We start from the raw sequence: 18,343 nt of genomic DNA on the forward strand, positions 1-18,343 counted from the left end.
AGGGGCTATTACCGGCGAGTAATGCGAGCGGGAGGAGTCGGCTCTCCGACTGCGCGCTCCCTCCAGTGTGCCCGTGCCGCGGGGGGCCGAAACGGGACCGAAATCCCCCGTCGACAAGATCGCCACGAGCGTGCCTGCGATTCGATCCCCCGGGGCCGATCGGACCGGGGAAATCCTCGGACCGGGCGGGCCTGCGGCCGATACTAGGACGACCGGGCTGCCGGGCCCATGTGCGGAACGTCACGCGCTGCACAGCATAACCATGCAGCCTGCTGTAGCAATCCACGAAAGCCCGCCGCGCGGGTCCGGGCCGTCACGCCGGGTCACCGCAGACCCGGCCGCCGACCCCGCCCGGCCGCCCGGCCGCCCGGGATCAGCCGACGTGTCCGCCGATGAGCACGCCCAGCAGGTACGTCACCGCGGCCGCCGCCCCGCCCAGCACCAGCTGCCGCAGTCCGCTGTACCACCAGGTGCGCGCCGTCACCCGGGCGACCACCGCGCCGCAGAGGAAGAGCCCGGCCATCGAGAGCAGCAGCGCCGGCAGCAGCGAGGTCGCGCCCAGCAGGTACGGCAGCAGCGGGAGCAGCGCGCCGACGGCGAAGCAGACGAACGAGGAGCCGGCCGCGACCCACGGCGAGGGCAGGTCGTTGGGGTCCACCCCCAGCTCCTCCCGCGCGTGGACCTCCAGCGTCCGGTCCGGATCCGCCGAGAGCTGGCGGGCCACCTCGTGCGCCAGCGCCGGATCGACCCCGCGCGAGGCGTACAGCTGGGCCAGCTCGGCCAGCTCGCCCTGCGGGTTGCGGCGCAGCTCCAGTCGCTCGACCTCGATCTCCGCCTGGACCAGCTCGCGCTGCGAGGCCACCGAGGTGTACTCCCCCGCCGCCATCGAGCAGGCGCCGGCCGCCAGACCGGCGAGGCCGGTGAGCACCACCGTGCTGTTGGAGACCGCACCGCCGACCACACCGGTCATCAGCGCGACGTTGGAGACCAGCCCGTCCATCGCGCCGAACACCGCCGGCCGCAGCCAGCCGCCGTTCACATCGCGGTGGTGCCCGGCAGCGGGCACGCGGGGGTGGTGTCCGGCCTCGGGTTCAAGGGTGGTCACGCTCACGGTCTCGGGCCTCCGTCCGATCGTCCGACCAATCGAACGTATCCCTCCCGGCCTGCGGACTTCCAGCAAAGTAAGGCTGTCCGAACACACCACCGGCCGCTCTCCGGGAACGTCGGGAGAGCGGCCGGTGGCAACGGAAATCGCTGGTCAGGTGAGGTTCTTGGCGTCCTTGTCGGCGCTTTCCGCGACGGTCTCGGACGGTTCGGCGTCCACCTTTTTGCCCGAGGGGCGAGACGCCGCAGCGCTCCGGCCCGAGGGGTCCTTCGCGGAGTCCGCGGTCTCGGGGTCGTCGGAGGAGCCGGTCGCGGTCGGGTCGATGCTCGCCGGGTCCTCCCGGCCGGGCCGCTTCTTCCCGACGATCACGAAGGAGACGACGGCGGCGAGGAACACCGCGATCGCCACCCAGTCGTTGAGCCGCAGACCCAGGATCACGTGCGCGTCGTCGATCCGCAGCCACTCGGTCCAGAACCGGCCAACGGTGTACGCGGCCACGTACAGCGCGAAGACCCGGCCGTGACCGAGGGTGAACCGGCGGTCCGCCCAGATCACCAGCGCCGCGACGCCCACGCACCAGAGCGACTCGTAGAGGAAGGTCGGGTGGTAGATCCCCGTGACCACCTCGCCGTTCGGCAGCGTCTTGTCGATCTCCAGGCCCCACGGCAGCGCGGTCTCCCGGCCGTACAGCTCCTGGTTGAACCAGTTGCCCCAGCGGCCGAGCGCCTGGGCCAGCGCGATGCCCGGCGCGATCGCGTCGGCGTACGCGGGCAGCGGCACGCCCCGGCGGCGGGCGCCGATCCAGGCGCCGACCGCACCGAACGCGATCGCGCCCCAGATCCCGAGGCCGCCCTCCCAGATCTTGAAGGCGTTCCAGGGGTTCTTCCCCTCGCCGAAGTAGAGCTGGTTGTCGGTGATCACGTGGTAGAGCCGGCCGCCGACCAGGCCGAACGGGACAGCCCAGACGGCGATGTCGCCGACCGTGTGCTTGCCACCCCCCCGGGCGACCCAGCGCTTGCTGCCGAGCCAGACGGCGACGACGACACCGAGGATGATGCAGAAGGCGTAGGCGCGCAGCGGGATCGGTCCGAGGTAGAGGACGCCCCGCGACGGGCTGGGAATGTAGGCGATATCCATGGCAGCTCCGACGCTACAGGGTCGGCGGCCCGCCCCGGGCACCCCGCGGGTCACAGATCCCGAACAACAGGGGCAGGCCCGGCCGACGGCCGGCCGGGCGCCGACCGCGCCGCCGCCCGCTCCGGACGGGGAGGGGCGGCGGCCGACCGGCCGGCGCCCGCCTCAGCCGGCGTTCGGTGACGGGTTGTTGCTCTCCGAGGCGGTGCCGCTCGGCGCCGGGGACTGCCCGTGCGAGCCCGGTGTTCCCAGCTTCTTGCCCTGGTTGGCGGCGTCCACCCACTTCACCAGGTTCTGCAGGGTGATCTCCTCGGTGCCGTTCTTCGGGTAGATCGGCTGGCCGTTGAGCAGCACCGTCGGCGTCGACTTGTAGCCGGACTTGTCGAAGTCCTGCTGCACCGCGGACACCCAGCCGCCGAAGGTGTTGTCGTTGACGCAGGCCTCGAAGGCGGGCGTCGCCAGGCCGGGGACCTGCTTGGCCAGGTTGATCAGGGTGGCCTTGTCGCCGAAGGCGTCGTTGGTCTCGTCCGGCTGGTTGCGGTAGAGCACGTCGTGGTAGTCGCGGAAGTGCCCGGCCTGCTGGGCGCAGCCCAGCGCGTTGGCACCGTACTTGGAGCCCTTGCCGGGTACGGCCCGGTCGATGAACGAGACGACGTGGTAGTTGCTGTAGATCTTGCCCGCGTCTTCCAACTGGTCGATGGTCGAGGCGAATTCTCGCTCGAAGGTGCCGCAGGCGGGGCAGCGCGGGTCCTCGTAGACGGTGAGGACGGACGGGGCGTCGGCCGCGCCGACCGGGACGACCAGGTTCTTGTCCCCGATCGTGCCGGCCGGCGCGGCGGTCGGGGTCTCCGGCTTGGAGCGCTCGTTCTGCACCACGACACCGGTGACCACGGCGACGGCGATCACCGCCAGCACCACACCGCCGATCACCAGCTTCTTCTTACGCCGGCCGCGCGCCTCGTCGGCCGCCCGCTCCGCCTGCATCCGCTCGCGGGCGGTGCGCTTGCCTTCTCGGTTCTTCTCGCTCATTGCCTTGACATCCACCATCGGGAAAAGGGGTGTGGGGGTGGGTGGTGGCGGCCGCTCAGGCCGCCAGCCAGCCGTCCACCGAGAACTTGGTGCGGGGGCGCCAGATCAGCCAGCCGGCCAGGACCAGGAACCCGGTGTCGCGCAGGATCTCCTGCAGGTACTCGGTCTGCGAGGAGTCCACCGCCCCGCCGCCGCCGAAGCAGCCGCAGTCGATCGAGATGCCGCGCGCCCAGGCCGAGGCGATCCCGGCGATGAAGGCGAGCAGCAGCAGCGCCGAGACGCCCGCGACCAGCCGGACGCCGAGACCGATCAGCAGCAGCAGCGCGAGCGCCAGCTCCAGGAAGGGCAGGGCGTAACCGACCGGCTTGACCAGCGATTCGGGCAGGATCTCGTACGCGCGCACCGCCTGGGCCGCCTCGGCCGGGTCGGCGATCTTGGCCAGGCCGGCCCAGCCCCAGACCACGGCGAGACCCAGCCGGGCGGCGGTACCGATCCATTCCGTCCAGGCCGGCCACGGGCGCCGGGCCACCGGCTCGGTCTCGCTGAGGTGCGCTGCCGGGCCGGCCATCGGGAAACCCCCCTCGGGAAACACGTTCACTTCCTGATGAACCGTAAGGGATGAAGGACGGTTCCTCCATATTCAGGAATTAAGCCGGACGGGTGACATCTAATGGCGGTCTGCCCGAATATGTTCTAGTGCCCGTTCGGGTCGCAGCCCGGCGGGCGCCCCGGGTCGTGGAGGTCCGGCCGGCCACCGGGCCCCGAGCGCGTCGCCCGCGCCACCGCGTCCACCCGGGCCGCCTCGGCGCAGACGTACGCGTCCCGCTCGGCCCGCTCCGCGCCCCGCCTGGCCAGCGCCTGTCCGATCGCGGTGTCCGCCCCGACGGCCGCGGTCAGCGCCAGCACGGCCGCCGCCGCCCGCAGCAGGACGGCTCGCTGCAGACCCGGCACCGGCGGACCCCTTCCGTTCGCTCCACGCCCGTACACGTGGTTCGTGCACTCGTCCCTCCACTCAACGCCGGTCAACCCCACCTGATGCGTCGGAGCCCCACTGTTCACTCGTTCGGGTCCCGTCCCCCGGGAACGCCGACGGCCCGCCACCCCACCGGAGGGGCGACGGGCCGTCGGCGTTCCCGGGGAGCAGGACCTACCGGCGACGGACCCCCTGGGCCAGCTCGCCGGCCAGGGTGCGCACGGCCGCCAGCGCGGCGGGCTCGTCCCCGTCGGCGTCCAGGATCCGCTGGACGAAGGCCGAGCCGACGATCACGCCGTCGGCGAAGCCGGCCACCTCGGCGGCCTGGGCCGCGGTCGAGACGCCGAGGCCGACGCAGACCGGCAGGTCGGTGGCGGCCCTGGTCCGGGCGACCAGGTCCTCGGCGAGGTTGCCGACCTTGGCCCGGGTGCCGGTCACACCCATCACGGCGGCCGCGTAGACGAAGCCGGAGCCCGCCGCGGTGACCTCGGCGAGGCGCTTGTCCTTGCTGCTGGGAGCGACCACGAAGACGGTGTCGAGACCGTGCTCGCCCGCCGCCTTGCGCCACTCCTCGGACTCCTCGACCGGCAGGTCCGGCAGGATGCAGCCGGCGCCGCCGGCGGCGGCCAGGTCGGCGGCGAAGCGTGCGGTGCCGTAGCGCTCGACCGGGTTCCAGTAGGTCATCACCAGCACGGCCGCCCCGGGGTGCGCGGCGGCCACCTCCTGGACGGTGCGCAGCACGTCCTTGATCTTCACGCCGCCCCGTAGCGCGATGTCGTCGGCGGTCTGGATGGTCGGGCCGTCCAGGACCGGGTCGGAGTGCGGCAGGCCGACCTCGACGATGTCGCAGCCGCCCTCGATCAGCGCGTTGATCGCGCGCACGCCGCCGTCCACGCTCGGGAAGCCGGCCGGCAGGTAGCCGATCAGCGCGGCGCGGTCCTCCGCCTTGGCCGCGGCCAGGACGTCACTGAGCTTCGAAGCCATGGTCACTTACCCCCGTTGCCGGCGCCGTCGCCCGCGCCGTTGTCCCCGGCCGCGTTGCCGCCGGCGTCGTCGTACAGGCCGAAGTACTCGGCCGCGGTGTGCATGTCCTTGTCGCCGCGCCCGGAGAGCGAGACCAGGATGGTGGCCTCGGGCCCGAGTTCGCGGCCCAGCTCCAGGGCGCCGGCCAGCGCGTGGGCGCTCTCGATAGCCGGGATGATGCCCTCGGTGCGGGACAGCAGTCGCAGCGCCTGCATGGCGGCGTCGTCGGTGACCGGGCGGTACTCGGCCCGGCCGGTGTCCTTCAGCCAGGCGTGCTCCGGGCCGACGCCCGGGTAGTCCAGCCCGGCCGAGATGGAGTGCGACTCGATGGTCTGGCCGTCCTCGTCCTGCAGGACGTAGGTGCGCGAGCCGTGCAGCACGCCCGGGTCGCCCTTGGTGAGGGTGGCGGCGTGCTTCGGGGTCTCGGCGCCCTCGCCGGCCGCCTCGCAGCCGATCAGGCGCACCCCGGCGTCCGGGATGAACTCGTGGAAGATGCCCATCGCGTTGGAGCCGCCGCCCACGCAGGCGACGACGGCGTCCGGCAGCCGCCCGGTCCGGTCCAGGACCTGCTGGCGGGCCTCGATGCCGATGACCCGGTGGAAGTCGCGGACCATCATCGGGAACGGGTGCGGGCCGGCCACGGTGCCGAACAGGTAGTGGGTGGAGTCCACGTTGGCGACCCAGTCGCGGAACGCCTCGTTGATGGCGTCCTTGAGGGTGCGGCTGCCGGACTTGACGGCCACCACCTCGGCGCCGAGCATCCGCATCCGGGCCACGTTCAGCGCCTGGCGCCGGGTGTCGACCTCGCCCATGTAGATGGTGCAGTCGAAGCCGAACAGCGCGCAGGCGGTGGCGGTGGCCACGCCGTGCTGGCCGGCGCCGGTCTCCGCGATGATCCGGGTCTTGCCCATCCGCCGGGTCAGCAGGGCCTGGCCCAGCACGTTGTTGATCTTGTGCGAGCCGGTGTGGTTCAGGTCCTCGCGCTTGAGCAGGATGCGCGCGCCGCCCGCCTCGGCGGAGAAGCGGTGCACATCGGTCAGCGGGCTGGGGCGGCCGGTGTAGTCCTTGAGCAGCCCGTCCAGCTCGGCCGCGAAGGCCGGGTCGGACTTGGCCTTCTCGTACTCCTCGGCGACCTGCTCGACGGCGGCGACCAGCGCCTCCGGGATGAAGCGGCCCCCGTAGGCGCCGAAATAGCCGCGGGCGTCCGGCACCTCGGCGCCGGGCAGGTAGTCCTTCTCGGACATGGTGGATTCCTTCGTGCAGATGACGGCAGTGACGTCGGAACGGCTCTTCAGCCGTGCGTCCCGCGCCATCGCCGGCCCTGCACCTGCCCGGGCTCGCAGCCGATGACGTAGCGCACCCGCCTGCCCAGCACCCGGCGTGCGGGCGCGCGGCAACCGCGCGGGCGGCAGCCGGGAGCGAGACGGGAGGCGAGCTTCATGGCGGCGGGGTCAGTCCTTGTGTCGCAGCGCGGGGTGGGCGCCGGCCGCGACCAGGTCGGCCACCGCGGCGCGCGGGTCCCGGCCGGTCACCAGGGACTCGCCGACCAGCACCGCGTCGGCACCGAGGTTGGCGTAGGAGATGACGTCCAGCGGGCCGCGCACCCCGGACTCGGCGATCTTGACGACACCGTCCGGGATCGCGTGGACGATGTTGCCGAAGGTGTTGCGGTCCACCTCAAGGGTCCTGAGGTTGCGGGCGTTGACACCGATGATCTTCGCTCCGGCGTCCACCGCGCGGGCGATCTCCTCCTCGTCGTGCACCTCGACCAGCGGGGTGAGGCCGATCGACTCGGCACGCTCGATCAGCGACACCAGGGCCGGCTGGTCGAGGGCGGCGACGATCAGCAGCGCGAGGTCGGCACCGTGCGCGCGGGCCTCCCACAGCTGGTAGGCGGTGACGATGAAGTCCTTGCGCAGCAGCGGGGTGTCCACCGCGGCGCGGACGGCGTCCAGGTCGGCGAGCGAACCGCCGAAGCGGCGCTGCTCGGTCAGCACGCTGATCGCGGCGGCACCGCCGGCCGCGTAGTCGGTCGCCAGGGCGGCCGGATCGGCGATCGCGGCCAGTGCGCCCTTGGACGGGCTGGAGCGCTTGACCTCGCAGATCACCCGCACACCGTCGCCCTTGAGGGCGGCGACGCCGTCCTTGGCGTCGGGGGCCTTGGCGGCGAGCTCCTTGAGCTGGTCCAGGGAGACCCGGGCCTGCCGCTCGGCGAGGTCCTCGCGGACCCCTTCGATGATCGTGTCGAGCACACTCACGCGAGCGCCCCCATCGTTTCTGCTAGTTCTGCTAGCGAGGAGCCGGACGGCCAGTGGGCCCGCCGGCCCTTCGATGGTATCGGCACCGGGGAGCGCTAGGCGCATCCACCCGGCGCGCGTCTCGCGGTACGGACGCCCCCCGGTACGCCTCCCAACTGCGGCTTCACCGCGCCCACACCGCCCGGTAACTCAGATCAGGGGCGGCGCCAGGCCCGCGCCGACGGGTAGGTTGCGCACCACCGTGAACACCAGGAACAGCAGTCCGATCAACGCCCAGCGGCGGGCGCCGAGCGCGAGCCGGGGCACCGGGCCGCCGGTCACCGCGGCCCATACCCAGCGCGCCCAGAGCACCGCCAGCACCACGAAGAGCAGCACCGCGGGCGCGTTGTCGTGCAGCGCGCCGCTGAAGTCGCCGTGGGTGAGCGCGTGGACGCAACGCAGGCCGCCGCAGCCCGGGCACCACCAGCCGGTGGCCGTCAGGAACGGGCAGGCCGGGTAGTGGCCGGGGGCGTTCGGATCCACCACCGCGAGGTACAGGGTGGGGGCGGTCGCCGCGGCCAGGGCGGCCAGCGGCGGACCGAGCCGGCGCAGGACGGGGGGCCGGGCGGAAACGGTGGGAGCGGCGTTCACGCCCCCGATTGTGCCGGTCCGGCGCGCCCGGCGGGTGAAACGAAACGGCCGCAGCGGCGGAGCGATGCGGCCGGAGTGACGAAACGGCGGGCCTGCGCCCGCCGTTCGCTGGTGCGACGGAGCGCGTCAGGCGGTGACGGCGGCGGCCGCGGCGCGGTCCTCGCGGGTCTCGACGTGCGGGCTGGGCTGCTTGCCCATGCCGGCCATCGACATGGCCTTGCCGACCACGCCACCGATCACGACGACCGCCAGGCCGGCCCAGACCAGGGGCACCGACGGGAGGATCATCGCCACGCCCGCGATCGCGAAACCGACGAAGGAGATGGTCACGCCGGTCCAGGCGGCGGGGTTGTGGCCGTGTGCTGCTGCCGACATCTGCGGTGCTCCTTGGTTCTCCGGGGCCCGGCCGGGCCCCGGCGGGCCCCTGGCGGGTTGACGTGTTCCATTGTGCCGGGCCACACACCGCCGTCCCAAAGGGGGTGCTCGTCTATCCGGTCACACCGGCCGTCGGGCCGCACGGCCGCGCGATCGGCCCGGATCAGACCGCGGTCGGGTCCTCGCCGCGGTCCAGCGCCTTCCAGAGGTCCGCCGGCGTCTCGGCGGCCTTCGCCGGCGCCGTCCGGGTGGGCGCGTCGTAGCGGCTGCCCATCGCCGGCCAGCCCCGCCCGTACCGGACCACGAGCAGCCCGGCCACGGCCAGCAGCAGCCCGCCGACCATCGCCACCCAGGGCCAGCCACTGTGGCCGATCTCCGTGGCGGTGGTGCCGGAGAGCGCGAGCTTGCGGGCCGCCTCGCTGTCCAGCGCGGCGCTGTCGCCCGCCCCCGCGGCCGCGGTCGCGGCGGCCCCGAGTCCGGCCAACAGGGTGAGCCCGCCGACCACGATCCGCCCGACGCCGCGCACCGCGAACACCGCCAGCGCCGCCGCCAGCGCCACCAGCGCCAGCCCGCCGGGCAGTTCGGAGATCCGGCTGCCGGTGACGGACACCTCCAGCGTCCCGGCGGCCGAGTCGGCCACCCGGCCGTCGGCCCAGACCCGGCCGACGGCGGTCAGCACCAGCACCGCGCCCAGCAGGGTCGACAGCAGCATCAGGCCGAACGTCCGCCGCCCGGCCTTGGCGGGGGCGGCGGGTACGGCTTCGGCACGGGGCTGGGTAGGAACGCTCACCCGTCCACTATCCCCCGGCCGCCGCCCGGCTCCGCACCCGGGGTCGGCGACTCGACCGGGAAGTCGTCGGTCCGCAGCACCAGGGTCCGCTCCGCCAGCGGCAGGAAGACGTCGTTGCCGAACGGCACCCGCTCCGCCTCCCGGTACGTCCCGGCCGGCTGCGGCGCGCTGTACACCGTGCAGACCGCCTCCGCCGGGTCCACCAGCACGTACAGCGGGATACCGCACTCCGCGTAGAAGCGGTGCTTCCGGACGAAGTCGTCGTCCTGCTGGGAGCGCGGGACGGCCTCCAGCACCGCCTCCAGGTCGCGCCAGCCGAACCGGCCCCGGGCGCCGGGCCGCGCACCCGGGGCGACCAGGGCCACGTCCGGCGCGTAGCCGTACCGCGCGGACGGGAAGTCCACGACGGCCTCCGCGAGCACCGTGCCGTGCCCGGCCGACTGCTCCCCGGCCTGCGCGGCGACCGCCCGCACGATCGCCGCCGACGCGGCCGTGCGCGGCGTCATGGTGACCTTCCCGGCGGTGATCTCCACCCGGTAACCGGGCGGGAACCGCACGCCCGCCAGGACGTCCCAGGCCGACCCGGTGGACTGCTGCTCGTCCGGCATCGTGGCCTCCCAGCCCCTAGAGCGTCGGCGTGCGCAGGGTGTTGGCGGTGGCCACGGCGCGCAGGACGGCGGCGGCCTTGTTGCGGCACTCGGTGTCCTCGCCGTGCGGGTCCGAGTCGGCGACCACACCCGCACCCGCCTGGACGTAGGCGGTGCCGTCGCGCAGCACGGCGGTCCGGATGGCGATCGCGGTGTCGGAGTCCCCGGCGAAGTCCAGGTACCCGACGCAGCCGCCGTACAGACCCCGGCGGGTGGGCTCCAACTCCTCGATGATGCGCATCGCACGAGGCTTCGGCGCGCCGGAGAGGGTCCCGGCCGGGAAGCAGGCGGTCAGCACGTCGAACGCGCTCCGGCCGGGCGCCACCCTGCCGGTGACCGTCGAGACGATGTGCATGACGTGGCTGTACCGCTCGATCTGCATGAAGTCGACCACCTCGACGCTGCCCGGCTCACAGACCCGCCCGAGGTCGTTGCGGCCCAGGTCGACCAGCATCAGGTGCTCGGCCCGCTCCTTGGGGTCGGCGAGCAGCTCGGCGGCCAGCTCGGCGTCCTCGTGCGGAGTGGCACCGCGGTGCCGGGTGCCGGCGATCGGGTGCAGCATCGCCTCGCCCTCGGTGACCTTCACCAGGGCCTCCGGGCTGGAGCCGACCACGTCGAAGCCGCCCTCGGCGGCGCCGTCCGGGCCGGGGAAGCGGAACAGGTACATGTACGGGCTCGGGTTGGTGGTGCGCAGCACCCGGTAGACGTCCAGCGCGGAGGCCGGGCAAGGCGCCTCGAACCGCTGCGAGGGCACCACCTGAAAGGCCTCGCCGGCCCGGATCCGCTCCTTGATGTCCTCCACGGCCGCCCGGTACGGCTCCCCGCCGAACGGCGAGCGGACCTCTCCGGGACCGGCCGGGGTGAAGGTGGCGAGGCCCGGGTCGACCGGCTTGAGGAGGTCGGCCTCCATCGCGTCGAGGCGGGCCACCGCGTCCGCGTACGCCTCGTCGACGCCGCTGGCGAGGTCGTTGTGGTTGACCGCGTTGGCGATCAGCAGCACCGTGCCGTCGGCGTGGTCGAGCACGGCGAGGTCGGTGGCGAGCAGCATGGTCAGCTCGGGCAGGCGCAGGTCGTCCGGATTGAGGTCGGGCAGCTTCTCCAGCCGGCGGACGATGTCGTAGCCGAGGTAACCGACCAGGCCGCCGGTCAGCGGGGGCAGGCCGTCGTCGGTGCGGCGCGGGGTGTGCAGCGCCTCCAGCGCGGCGCGCAGCACCTGGAGCGGGTCGCCGGTGGTGGGGATGCCGACCGGCGGCGCCCCGAGCCAGCGGGCGTTGCCGTCGGGGTCGGCGGTCAGGGTGGCGGCGCTGCGCACGCCCACGAACGAGTAGCGGGACCAGCTGCGGCCCTGTTCCGCGGACTCCAGCAGGAAGGTGCCGGGGCGCTCGTCGGCGAGGCTGCGGTAGAGGCCGATCGGGGTGAGACCGTCCGCGAGGAGCCTGCGGGTGACGGGGATGACCCGGGTGTCGACGGCGAGCTTGCGGAAGGCTTCGAGGTCCATGGCGAGCGGCACCTTCTGGTCGTGGTGAGCTGTGGGGGTCAGGCGAGCGGGAGCACGTCGGCGTCGAAGCAGGTGCGGTCGCCGGTGTGGCAGGCGGCGCCGCTCTGGTCGACCTTGACGAGCAGGGTGTCGCCGTCGCAGTCCAGCGCGACCGAGACGACCCGCTGGACGTGGCCCGAGGTGTCGCCCTTGACCCAGTACTCCCGGCGGCTGCGGCTCCAGTAGGTGCAGCGACCGGTGGTGAGGGTGCGGTGCAGCGCCTCGTCGTCCATCCAGCCCAGCATCAGCACCTCGCCGGTGTCGTACTGCTGCGCGACGGCCGGGAGCAGGCCGTCGTCGGTGCGCTTCAGCCGCGCGGCGATCTCGGGAGCCAGGGCGGTGGAGCCGGGGACGGCGGGTGTGGTGGACATGGGGCCATTGTGTCAGCCCGCCCCGGCCGCCGAGCCGCCGTCCGGATCGCGGCCCCGCACCGGACCGGCCCGCCGGTGCCCGTCATCCCCGCTCGCAGCCCTGTGGCCAGATCCGGTGGACGAACAGTCCGGCCCGCCGGGCCAGTTCGGCGACCCGGGCCGGCTCGCTGCCGGGCTCGCCGTCCCAGACCGCGATCACCTCGTCGACCATGCCGACCAGGGCGAGCCCGGTGTCGTCACCGAGTCCGCCGTGCTCGACGGCGGCGAGCCGGTGGACGGCGCTGGCCTCGTTCATCAGCCGCAGCCGGGTGCCCCGGTGCCGGTCGTCGGCGCGGCCCACCAGCGGCGCCCCGGTGGGGACGATGACCTCCAGCTTTCCGCCGTGGTCCAGGACGGACCGGGCGAACCAGCTCTCCGGGCCCTCGTCGGCGCAGGTGACGCCGACCAGCTCGTAGGAGCCGAAGGTGGTGACCAGCTTCCAGAGGTCCCCGCGGACCAGCATCTCGGTGATGCCACCCGACAGGCCCCGGTGACCGGTGATTCCGACGCGCATCCGAAACTCCTGGGATCGTGTCGTGCCGGGGCGAGCCTAACCGACGCCCGTAAGCCGGCCCCGCGCCCGGCCCGCCTCCACCGCCCCACCCCCAGCGCCCCACCGCCCCTCCGCCCGAACCGGTCTGCTCGTACGAGTTGTGCCAACCGGCTGCCGTCGGGCCCCGGAGTGGGCCATTCTCGTGGCCATGACCTCCGAGCAGCCGCCCGAAGCCGCCTCCCGTCCGTCGCGGGGCCTGGTCCTCGCCGTCTCGGCCGTGCTGGCCGTGCTGCTCGCGGTGGTGGCCACCGTGCTGCTCTGGCCGGAGAAGAAGCCCGCCGCGCTGCCGCCGCCGCCCGCTCCCACCAGGAGCGCCCCGACACCCACGCCCACCCCGACACCCACGCCGTCCCCGACGCCGAGCAGGGTGGTGCCGTACACCTTCTTCCCGGTGGGCTCCTGCTTCGACCACCCGCAGCTGAACAAGGCGGTGACCAAGCCGGAGGTGCGCCCCTGCGAGGCCGAGCACGACGGCGAGGCGATCGCCGACCTGCTGCTCCCTGAGGGGCTGACCGGCGACAGCCAGATCAGCAAGGCGATGCGGGAGGGCTGCCAGGCGGCGCAGGCCGCGGCCGAGGCCCGTCAGGGCGGCGGCGGCCCGTACTACGGCTACCCGTTCGGCCCGTCGGTGACCTACTACCAGCAGGGTTGGCGGGACTTCACCTGCACCCTGACGGCGAGCAACCGCCCGGGCGGCGTCCGACTCTCCGGACACCTGCGCTGACCACCCGGCCCCTGGACGGGTCGGGCCCCGTCGGCCGGTCCGGCCCCTAGGCTGTCCCGCATGTCGAACCATGCCCTCGCCGAGCGCCACCGGCTGGCCGAACTCCTCGCCGCCGCCGGACCGGACGCACCCACCCTCTGCACCGGATGGACCACCCGGGACCTCGCCGCCCACCTGGTGCTGCGTGAGCACCGCCCGGACGCCGCGGCCGGCATCCGGGTCGGCGCCCTGGCCGGCTGGACCCAGCGGGTGCAGGCCGGATACGCCGAGCGCCCGTACGAGGAGCTGCTGCGGTCGTTCCGCTCCGGGCCGCCGCTGCTCTCGCCGTTCGCCCTGCCCGGGGCCGACGAGGCGGCGAACACCGTGGAGTACTTCGTGCATGCCGAGGACGTCCTCCGGGCGGGCGAATCGTGGCGGGCTCAGCCGGTGCCACCCGGGCGGGCCGAGGCGCTCTGGCGCCGTCTGCCGCTGATCGCCCGGCTGGAGGCGGGCCGGCGCTCCCCCGCCCGGCTGGAGCTGCGCCGCCCGGACGGGCAGAGCCTGACGGTCGGCCCCGCCGGGGCGCCGACGGTGCGGATCACCGGCGAGCCGGGCGAGCTGCTGCTGTTCGTCCACGGGCGGGGCGCCCGCACCGAGCTGTCGGTGGAGGGCCCGCCGGACGCCGTCGCCGCCTTGCACCACGTGCTCCCGCTGCCGCCGGTCCACCCGTAGGGACGGCGGCGGGAGCGACGGCGGGAGTGGTGACGGCGGCAACGGCCGCGGGATCCGGCCCGCGGCCGCCCCGGCTGCGGATGTCGGTGGTGGGGTGCAGACTCGCAACGGGCCGGGAAGAGGCGCGGACGCGCCCTCGGAAAGCCGCCCGGCCGTCTTTCCCGTCGAAGGAGCACCACCTCATGCTCACCACCGACTTTCCCACCGGCTCGCCCTGCTGGATCGACCTCGGCAGCCCGGATCCGGCGGCCGCCGCCACCTTCTACGGCGCGGTGTTCGGCTGGACGTTCCAGGAGCTCGGCCCGGAGGCGGGTGGCTACGGCTTCCTCCAGGCCGACGGCAAGACCGTGGGCGCGATCGGACCGCTCACCGAGGAGGGCGCGAAGTCCGCCTGGACGACGTACTTCAAGACCCCGGACGCGGACGCCACCACCCGGGCCGTCGAGCAGGCCGGCGGCGCCGTCCGGGCCGCGCCGTTCGACGTGATGGACGCCGGGCGGATGGCCCAGCTCACCGACCCGCAGGGCGCGCAGTTCGCGATCTGGCAGGCCGGTACGACCGTCGGCCTGGACGCGGTGTCCACCGACAACGCGCTGGTCTGGACCGAGCTGCACACCACCGACCAGGAGGCCGGCTTCGGCTTCTACCGGGCGGTGTTCGGCTGGCGCTCGGAGAAGTTCCCGGCCCCGGGGATGACCTACCTGGTGCTCTCCACCGCCGACGGCGACCAGCGGGCCACCAGCTTCGGCGGCGTCGCGCCGGTCATGGGCGAGGGCCAACCGCCGTCCTGGACGCCGTACTTCGCCACCGAGCAGGTGGACGAGCTGGTCCGGCGCGCCGAGGCGGCCGGCGGCAGGGTGCTGATGCCCGCCGAGGACGTCCCGGAGGTCGGCCGGATCGCCTGGCTGGCGGATCCGTTCGGCGCGCCGTTCGCGCTGATCAAGGGTGAGCCGCGACAGGAGTCCTGAGCGCGGCCGCCCGTGCCGTCCGCGCCTGCGGGCGTGGACGGCACGGCCGGGGGACCAGCGGGCGGGGGTTCGGGCCGCAGCGGGTCAGCGGACCGGGTGCCCGGCCTCCCGCAGCGCCTCCTTGACCTCGCCGATCCGCAGGTCCCCGAAGTGGAAGACGCTGGCGGCCAGCACGGCGTCGGCGCCGGCCTCCACGGCGGGGGCGAAGTCGGCGAGCTTGCCGGCGCCGCCGGAGGCGATGACCGGGACGGCGACGCTCTTGCGGACGGCCCGGATCAGCTCCAGGTCGTAGCCGTCCTTGGTGCCGTCCGCGTCCATGGAGTTGAGCAGGATCTCGCCCGCGCCCAGCTCCGCCGCGCGGCCCGCCCACTCGACGGCGTCCAGGCCGGTGCCGCGGCGCCCGCCGTGGGTCGTGACCTCGAAGCCCGAGGCGGTCTCGGTACCCTCCGGGCAGCGCCGGGCGTCCACGGAGAGCACCAGTACCTGGCGGCCGAAGCGCTGCGCGATCTCCCGGACCAGCTCCGGGCGGGCGATCGCCGCGGTGTTGACCCCCACCTTGTCGGCGCCGGCCCGCAGCAGCTTGTCGACGTCGTCGACCGCCCGGATGCCGCCGCCGACGGTGAGCGGGATGAAGACCTGCTCGGCGGTGCGGCGGACCACGTCGTAGGTGGTCTCGCGGTCGCCGGAGGAGGCGGTGATGTCGAGGAAGGTCAGTTCGTCGGCACCCTCGGCGTCGTAGAGCTTGGCCATCTCGACCGGGTCGCCGGCGTCGCGCAGGTTCTGGAAGTTGACGCCCTTCACCACCCGGCCGGCGTCGACGTCCAGGCAGGGGATGACACGTACGGCGAGGGTCACGGCTGTTTGCCTTCCAGAGTGCGTGCGAGCCCGGCGCGGTAGGCGTCGAGTTCGACCTCGACCATCATCCGGGAGTCGATCAGGCCGTCGACCACCACCATGGTGGCCGCCGGGCGGACGACGTCGAAGAGGGTGCGATGGGCGCGGCCCACCTCGTCGGCGTCGCGGGCGTGGGTGATGTACATCCGGGTACGGACCACGTCGTCCGTCGTCAGACCGTACGCGGCCAGGGCCTTGAGGCCGACGCCGAACGCGGCGAGGGTCTGCAGGTACGGGTCGCCCTCGTGCTCGATCTTCCCGTCCACCCAGGCGGTGGAGCCGGACACGTGCACGTGGTCTCCCGCGGCGACCGCTCGCGAGTAGCCGAAATCGTCCTCCCAGGGGGAGAATCCGGCCACCCGACCGCGCACGATCTGACGTTCCGTCATCCTGAAACCGCCTCCAGGGCCTCTTCGAGGGTGAACTTCTGCTCGTAGAGTGCCTTGCCCACGATGGCACCCTCGACACCCTCGCCGACGAGAGTCGCGATGGCGCGCAGGTCGTCCAGCGAGGAGACGCCGCCGGAGGCGACCACCGGCTTGTCGGTGGCGGCGCAGACGTCGCGCAGCAGCTGCAGGTTGGGGCCGGTCAGGGTGCCGTCCCGGTTGACGTCGGTGACGACGTAACGGGCGCAGCCCTCGGCGTCGAGACGGGCCAGCACGTCGAAGAGCTGGCCGCCGTCGCGGGTCCAGCCGCGGCCGCGCAGGGTGGTGCCGACCACGTCCAGGCCGACGGCGATCTTGTCACCGTGCTCGGCGATGACCTTGGCGACCCACTCGGGGCTCTCCAGGGCCGCGGTGCCGAGGTTGACCCGGGTGCAGCCGGTGGCGAGGGCCGCGGCCAGCGACTCGTCGTCGCGGATGCCGCCGGACAGCTCGACCTTGATGTCCAGCGCGGCGGTGACCTCGCGGAGCAGGTCGCGGTTGCTGCCGGTGCCGAACGCGGCGTCCAGGTCGACCAGGTGGAGCCACTCGGCGCCGGCGTTCTGCCAGGCGAGGGCGGCGGCGAGCGGCTCGCCGAAGGAGGTCTCGGTGCCGGAGGCGCCCTTGACCAGGCGGACGGCCTGGCCGTCCCGGACGTCGACGGCGGGGAGCAGTTCGAGGCGGCTCATGATGGTGACAACTCTCAGATCGTCAGAGGGTGTTGACCCAGTTGGTCAGCAGGGCGGCGCCGGCGTCGCCGGACTTCTCGGGGTGGAACTGGGTGGCCCAGAGCGGGCCGTTCTCGACGGCCGCGACGAACGGCTGCCCGTGCGTGGCCCAGGTGACCAGCGGGGCGTTGATCCGCGCGCTGTGCACCTCCAGCTCCCAGTGGCGCACCCCGTAGGAGTGCACGAAGTAGAAGCGGGTGTCGGCGTCGAGGCCGGCGAACATCCGGCTCTGCGCGGGGGCGTCCACGGTGTTCCAGCCCATGTGCGGGACGACCGGCGCCTCCAGCGGCTCGACGCTGCCCGGCCACTCGTCGCAGCCGGCCGTCTCCACGCCGTGCTCGACGCCCTTCTCGAAGAGGATCTGCATGCCGACGCAGATGCCCATGACCGGGCGGCCGCCGGCGAGCCGGCGGCCGATGATCCAGTCCCCGCGGACGGCCTTCAGCCCGCGCATGCAGGCCTCGAAGGCCCCGACGCCGGGGACGAGCAGGCCGTCCGCGTCCATCGCGGCCTGGAAGTCCGACGTGACGGTGACGGTCGCGCCGGTGCGCTCGACGGCGCGCTGGGCCGAGCGGAGGTTGCCCGACCCGTAGTCGAGTACGACGACGTTCTTGCCCATGTTCAGGTGTCCAAGTCTCTCGGCTGTTCCGTGGCGGCTCTGTACGGCGCTGTCTGCACGGCGGCGCTAGAGGCGCATGAGGCCGGAGGCCAGGCAGAGCACCGAGCCTATGGCGAGCACGGCGATGACGCCCTTCGGGATCTTCTGCTTCCAGAACGAGATCACACCGCCGGCCAGGAAGAGCCCGACGAAGAGGAGGACGATCGTGGACTTGCTCACAGCGCACCCTTGGTCGAGGGGAGGATGCCGGCCGCGCGCGGGTCGCGCTCGGCGGCGTAGCGCAGGGCCCGGGCCAGCGCCTTGAACTGGCACTCCACGATGTGGTGCGCGTTGCGTCCGTACGGCACGTGGACGTGCAGGGCGACCTGCGCCTGGGCCACGAAGGACTCCAGGATGTGCCGGGTCATGGTGGTGTCGTAGCTGCCGATCATCGGCGCCATGTTCTCCGGCTCGGTGTGCACCAGGTAGGGGCGGCCGGAGAGGTCCACGGTGACCTGGGCGAGCGACTCGTCCAGCGGCACCGTGCAGTTGCCGAAGCGGTAGATGCCGACCTTGTCGCCGAGTGCCTGCTTGAAGGCGGCGCCCAGGGCGAGGGCGGTGTCCTCGATGGTGTGGTGGGTGTCGATGTGCAGGTCGCCGTCGGTCTTCACGGTGAGGTCGAAGAGGCCGTGGCGGCCGAGCTGGTCGAGCATGTGGTCGTAGAACCCGACGCCCGTGGAGATGTCGGTCCGGCCGGTGCCGTCGAGATCGATCTCGACCAGGACCGAGGTCTCCTTGGTGGTGCGTTCAACGCGTCCGATACGGGACATACGG

Annotated in this window: 24 protein-coding genes; 3 read left to right on the top strand and 21 right to left on the bottom strand. The window is 73.4% G+C overall.

Going from position 1 to position 18,343, the window contains the following annotated elements; all coding sequences use genetic code 11:
• Window positions 1–373 precede the first annotated feature (373 nt).
• From AB0J08_RS16000 to AB0J08_RS16070, 15 genes are all read right to left on the bottom strand, one after another.
• Entirely contained in the window at window positions 374–1,105 is a 732-nt protein-coding gene (locus AB0J08_RS16000) for a VIT1/CCC1 transporter family protein (RefSeq protein WP_360633232.1), read from the bottom strand.
• Window positions 1,106–1,258: 153 nt separating this feature from the next.
• Window positions 1,259–2,242 carry a prolipoprotein diacylglyceryl transferase gene (lgt, locus tag AB0J08_RS16005; protein ID WP_360633235.1) on the bottom strand — a complete coding sequence of 328 codons (984 nt, stop codon included), beginning with the start codon at window positions 2,240–2,242 and terminating at the stop codon, window positions 1,259–1,261.
• A gap of 162 nt (window positions 2,243–2,404) precedes the next feature.
• Window positions 2,405–3,268: a thioredoxin domain-containing protein gene (locus AB0J08_RS16010; RefSeq protein ID WP_360633238.1), complete on the bottom strand. Its 864-nt coding sequence runs from the start codon at window positions 3,266–3,268 to the stop codon at window positions 2,405–2,407.
• Window positions 3,269–3,323: 55 nt separating this feature from the next.
• Complete coding sequence (locus AB0J08_RS16015) at window positions 3,324–3,836, bottom strand: MauE/DoxX family redox-associated membrane protein (RefSeq protein WP_360633241.1); 513 nt, start codon at window positions 3,834–3,836, stop codon at window positions 3,324–3,326.
• Between the two features lie 125 nt (window positions 3,837–3,961).
• Window positions 3,962–4,219, bottom strand: coding sequence for a hypothetical protein (locus tag AB0J08_RS16020; RefSeq protein WP_360633244.1), 258 nt, complete (start codon window positions 4,217–4,219; stop codon window positions 3,962–3,964).
• Between the two features lie 196 nt (window positions 4,220–4,415).
• Window positions 4,416–5,225, bottom strand: a complete 810-nt coding sequence (trpA, locus tag AB0J08_RS16025; RefSeq protein ID WP_360633247.1) for a tryptophan synthase subunit alpha — start codon at window positions 5,223–5,225, stop codon at window positions 4,416–4,418.
• Between the two features lie 2 nt (window positions 5,226–5,227).
• Complete coding sequence (trpB, locus tag AB0J08_RS16030) at window positions 5,228–6,508, bottom strand: tryptophan synthase subunit beta (RefSeq protein WP_360633250.1); 1,281 nt, start codon at window positions 6,506–6,508, stop codon at window positions 5,228–5,230.
• A 207-nt stretch (window positions 6,509–6,715) separates the two neighbouring features.
• Window positions 6,716–7,522: an indole-3-glycerol phosphate synthase TrpC gene (trpC, locus tag AB0J08_RS16035; RefSeq protein WP_360633253.1), complete on the bottom strand. Its 807-nt coding sequence runs from the start codon at window positions 7,520–7,522 to the stop codon at window positions 6,716–6,718.
• A gap of 189 nt (window positions 7,523–7,711) precedes the next feature.
• Complete coding sequence (locus AB0J08_RS16040) at window positions 7,712–8,152, bottom strand: DUF2752 domain-containing protein (RefSeq protein WP_360633256.1); 441 nt, start codon at window positions 8,150–8,152, stop codon at window positions 7,712–7,714.
• Window positions 8,153–8,278: 126 nt separating this feature from the next.
• Window positions 8,279–8,527 (bottom strand): HGxxPAAW family protein, encoded by a 249-nt coding sequence (locus AB0J08_RS16045; protein ID WP_360633259.1) that lies wholly within the window; start codon window positions 8,525–8,527, stop codon window positions 8,279–8,281.
• Window positions 8,528–8,690: 163 nt separating this feature from the next.
• A complete protein-coding gene (locus AB0J08_RS16050; RefSeq protein ID WP_360633262.1) occupies window positions 8,691–9,317 on the bottom strand; it encodes a TIGR02234 family membrane protein in 627 nt (208 codons plus the stop codon).
• Window positions 9,314–9,925, bottom strand: a complete 612-nt coding sequence (locus AB0J08_RS16055) for a Uma2 family endonuclease (RefSeq protein ID WP_360633265.1) — start codon at window positions 9,923–9,925, stop codon at window positions 9,314–9,316. The genes AB0J08_RS16050 and AB0J08_RS16055 overlap by 4 nt, the downstream gene beginning before the upstream one ends.
• A 16-nt stretch (window positions 9,926–9,941) precedes the next feature.
• Window positions 9,942–11,462 (bottom strand): anthranilate synthase component I, encoded by a 1,521-nt coding sequence (locus AB0J08_RS16060; protein WP_360633268.1) that lies wholly within the window; start codon window positions 11,460–11,462, stop codon window positions 9,942–9,944.
• Window positions 11,463–11,500: 38 nt separating this feature from the next.
• Window positions 11,501–11,872 (bottom strand): phosphoribosyl-AMP cyclohydrolase, encoded by a 372-nt coding sequence (hisI, locus tag AB0J08_RS16065; RefSeq protein WP_360633271.1) that lies wholly within the window; start codon window positions 11,870–11,872, stop codon window positions 11,501–11,503.
• Window positions 11,873–11,954: 82 nt separating this feature from the next.
• Window positions 11,955–12,425 (bottom strand): hypothetical protein, encoded by a 471-nt coding sequence (locus tag AB0J08_RS16070; RefSeq protein WP_360633274.1) that lies wholly within the window; start codon window positions 12,423–12,425, stop codon window positions 11,955–11,957.
• 187 nt (window positions 12,426–12,612) lie between these two features.
• On the opposite strand from AB0J08_RS16070, the gene AB0J08_RS16075 reads away from it, so the two are divergent.
• The 3 genes from AB0J08_RS16075 (at window position 12,613) to AB0J08_RS16085 (ending at window position 14,867) form a co-directional block, all read left to right on the top strand.
• Window positions 12,613–13,188, top strand: coding sequence for a hypothetical protein (locus AB0J08_RS16075; RefSeq protein ID WP_360633277.1), 576 nt, complete (start codon window positions 12,613–12,615; stop codon window positions 13,186–13,188).
• A gap of 60 nt (window positions 13,189–13,248) precedes the next feature.
• A complete protein-coding gene (locus AB0J08_RS16080; RefSeq protein ID WP_360633280.1) occupies window positions 13,249–13,899 on the top strand; it encodes a TIGR03085 family metal-binding protein in 651 nt (216 codons plus the stop codon).
• A gap of 182 nt (window positions 13,900–14,081) precedes the next feature.
• Window positions 14,082–14,867 carry a VOC family protein gene (locus AB0J08_RS16085; protein WP_360633283.1) on the top strand — a complete coding sequence of 262 codons (786 nt, stop codon included), beginning with the start codon at window positions 14,082–14,084 and terminating at the stop codon, window positions 14,865–14,867.
• Window positions 14,868–14,951: 84 nt separating this feature from the next.
• Here the strand turns inward: AB0J08_RS16085 and hisF are convergent, their stop codons facing one another.
• The 6 genes from hisF to hisB form a co-directional block, all read right to left on the bottom strand.
• Window positions 14,952–15,722: an imidazole glycerol phosphate synthase subunit HisF gene (gene hisF, locus AB0J08_RS16090; RefSeq protein WP_360633286.1), complete on the bottom strand. Its 771-nt coding sequence runs from the start codon at window positions 15,720–15,722 to the stop codon at window positions 14,952–14,954.
• Window positions 15,719–16,150 (bottom strand): RidA family protein, encoded by a 432-nt coding sequence (locus tag AB0J08_RS16095; RefSeq protein ID WP_360633289.1) that lies wholly within the window; start codon window positions 16,148–16,150, stop codon window positions 15,719–15,721. Before AB0J08_RS16095 ends, hisF begins: the two co-directional genes overlap by 4 nt.
• On the bottom strand, window positions 16,147–16,872 hold the full coding sequence (gene priA / locus AB0J08_RS16100; protein WP_360633292.1) for a bifunctional 1-(5-phosphoribosyl)-5-((5-phosphoribosylamino)methylideneamino)imidazole-4-carboxamide isomerase/phosphoribosylanthranilate isomerase PriA: 726 nt from the start codon (window positions 16,870–16,872) through the stop codon (window positions 16,147–16,149). The genes AB0J08_RS16095 and priA overlap by 4 nt, the downstream gene beginning before the upstream one ends.
• 22 nt (window positions 16,873–16,894) lie before the next feature.
• A complete protein-coding gene (gene hisH, locus AB0J08_RS16105; RefSeq protein ID WP_360633295.1) occupies window positions 16,895–17,530 on the bottom strand; it encodes an imidazole glycerol phosphate synthase subunit HisH in 636 nt (211 codons plus the stop codon).
• Between the two features lie 66 nt (window positions 17,531–17,596).
• Window positions 17,597–17,749 carry a hypothetical protein gene (locus AB0J08_RS16110; RefSeq protein WP_360633298.1) on the bottom strand — a complete coding sequence of 51 codons (153 nt, stop codon included), beginning with the start codon at window positions 17,747–17,749 and terminating at the stop codon, window positions 17,597–17,599.
• Window positions 17,746–18,339 (bottom strand): imidazoleglycerol-phosphate dehydratase HisB, encoded by a 594-nt coding sequence (gene hisB / locus AB0J08_RS16115; protein WP_360633300.1) that lies wholly within the window; start codon window positions 18,337–18,339, stop codon window positions 17,746–17,748. The genes AB0J08_RS16110 and hisB overlap by 4 nt, the downstream gene beginning before the upstream one ends.
• Window positions 18,340–18,343 lie beyond the last annotated feature (4 nt).

The organism is Kitasatospora sp. NPDC050463, from assembly GCF_040655255.1.
Classification (GTDB): Bacteria; Actinomycetota; Actinomycetes; order Streptomycetales; family Streptomycetaceae; genus Kitasatospora.

Bases quoted from the DNA above. Each gene is read 5' to 3' on its own strand.
- AB0J08_RS16085 (WP_360633283.1), top strand. From the start codon at position 14,082: ATGCTCACCACCGACTTTCCCACCGGCTCGCCCTGCTGGATCGACCTC.
- hisH (WP_360633295.1), bottom strand. From the start codon at position 17,530: ATGGGCAAGAACGTCGTCGTACTCGACTACGGGTCGGGCAACCTCCGC.
- trpB (WP_360633250.1), bottom strand. From the start codon at position 6,508: ATGTCCGAGAAGGACTACCTGCCCGGCGCCGAGGTGCCGGACGCCCGC.
- AB0J08_RS16045 (WP_360633259.1), bottom strand. From the start codon at position 8,527: ATGTCGGCAGCAGCACACGGCCACAACCCCGCCGCCTGGACCGGCGTG.
- hisI (WP_360633271.1), bottom strand. From the start codon at position 11,872: ATGTCCACCACACCCGCCGTCCCCGGCTCCACCGCCCTGGCTCCCGAG.
- lgt (WP_360633235.1), bottom strand. From the start codon at position 2,242: ATGGATATCGCCTACATTCCCAGCCCGTCGCGGGGCGTCCTCTACCTC.
- hisB (WP_360633300.1), bottom strand. From the start codon at position 18,339: ATGTCCCGTATCGGACGCGTTGAACGCACCACCAAGGAGACCTCGGTC.
- AB0J08_RS16095 (WP_360633289.1), bottom strand. From the start codon at position 16,150: ATGACGGAACGTCAGATCGTGCGCGGTCGGGTGGCCGGATTCTCCCCC.
- AB0J08_RS16015 (WP_360633241.1), bottom strand. From the start codon at position 3,836: ATGGCCGGCCCGGCAGCGCACCTCAGCGAGACCGAGCCGGTGGCCCGG.
- priA (WP_360633292.1), bottom strand. From the start codon at position 16,872: ATGAGCCGCCTCGAACTGCTCCCCGCCGTCGACGTCCGGGACGGCCAG.
- AB0J08_RS16070 (WP_360633274.1), bottom strand. From the start codon at position 12,425: ATGCGCGTCGGAATCACCGGTCACCGGGGCCTGTCGGGTGGCATCACC.
- trpA (WP_360633247.1), bottom strand. From the start codon at position 5,225: ATGGCTTCGAAGCTCAGTGACGTCCTGGCCGCGGCCAAGGCGGAGGAC.
- AB0J08_RS16055 (WP_360633265.1), bottom strand. From the start codon at position 9,925: ATGCCGGACGAGCAGCAGTCCACCGGGTCGGCCTGGGACGTCCTGGCG.
- AB0J08_RS16080 (WP_360633280.1), top strand. From the start codon at position 13,249: ATGTCGAACCATGCCCTCGCCGAGCGCCACCGGCTGGCCGAACTCCTC.
- AB0J08_RS16060 (WP_360633268.1), bottom strand. From the start codon at position 11,462: ATGGACCTCGAAGCCTTCCGCAAGCTCGCCGTCGACACCCGGGTCATC.
- AB0J08_RS16010 (WP_360633238.1), bottom strand. From the start codon at position 3,268: ATGAGCGAGAAGAACCGAGAAGGCAAGCGCACCGCCCGCGAGCGGATG.
- AB0J08_RS16075 (WP_360633277.1), top strand. From the start codon at position 12,613: ATGACCTCCGAGCAGCCGCCCGAAGCCGCCTCCCGTCCGTCGCGGGGC.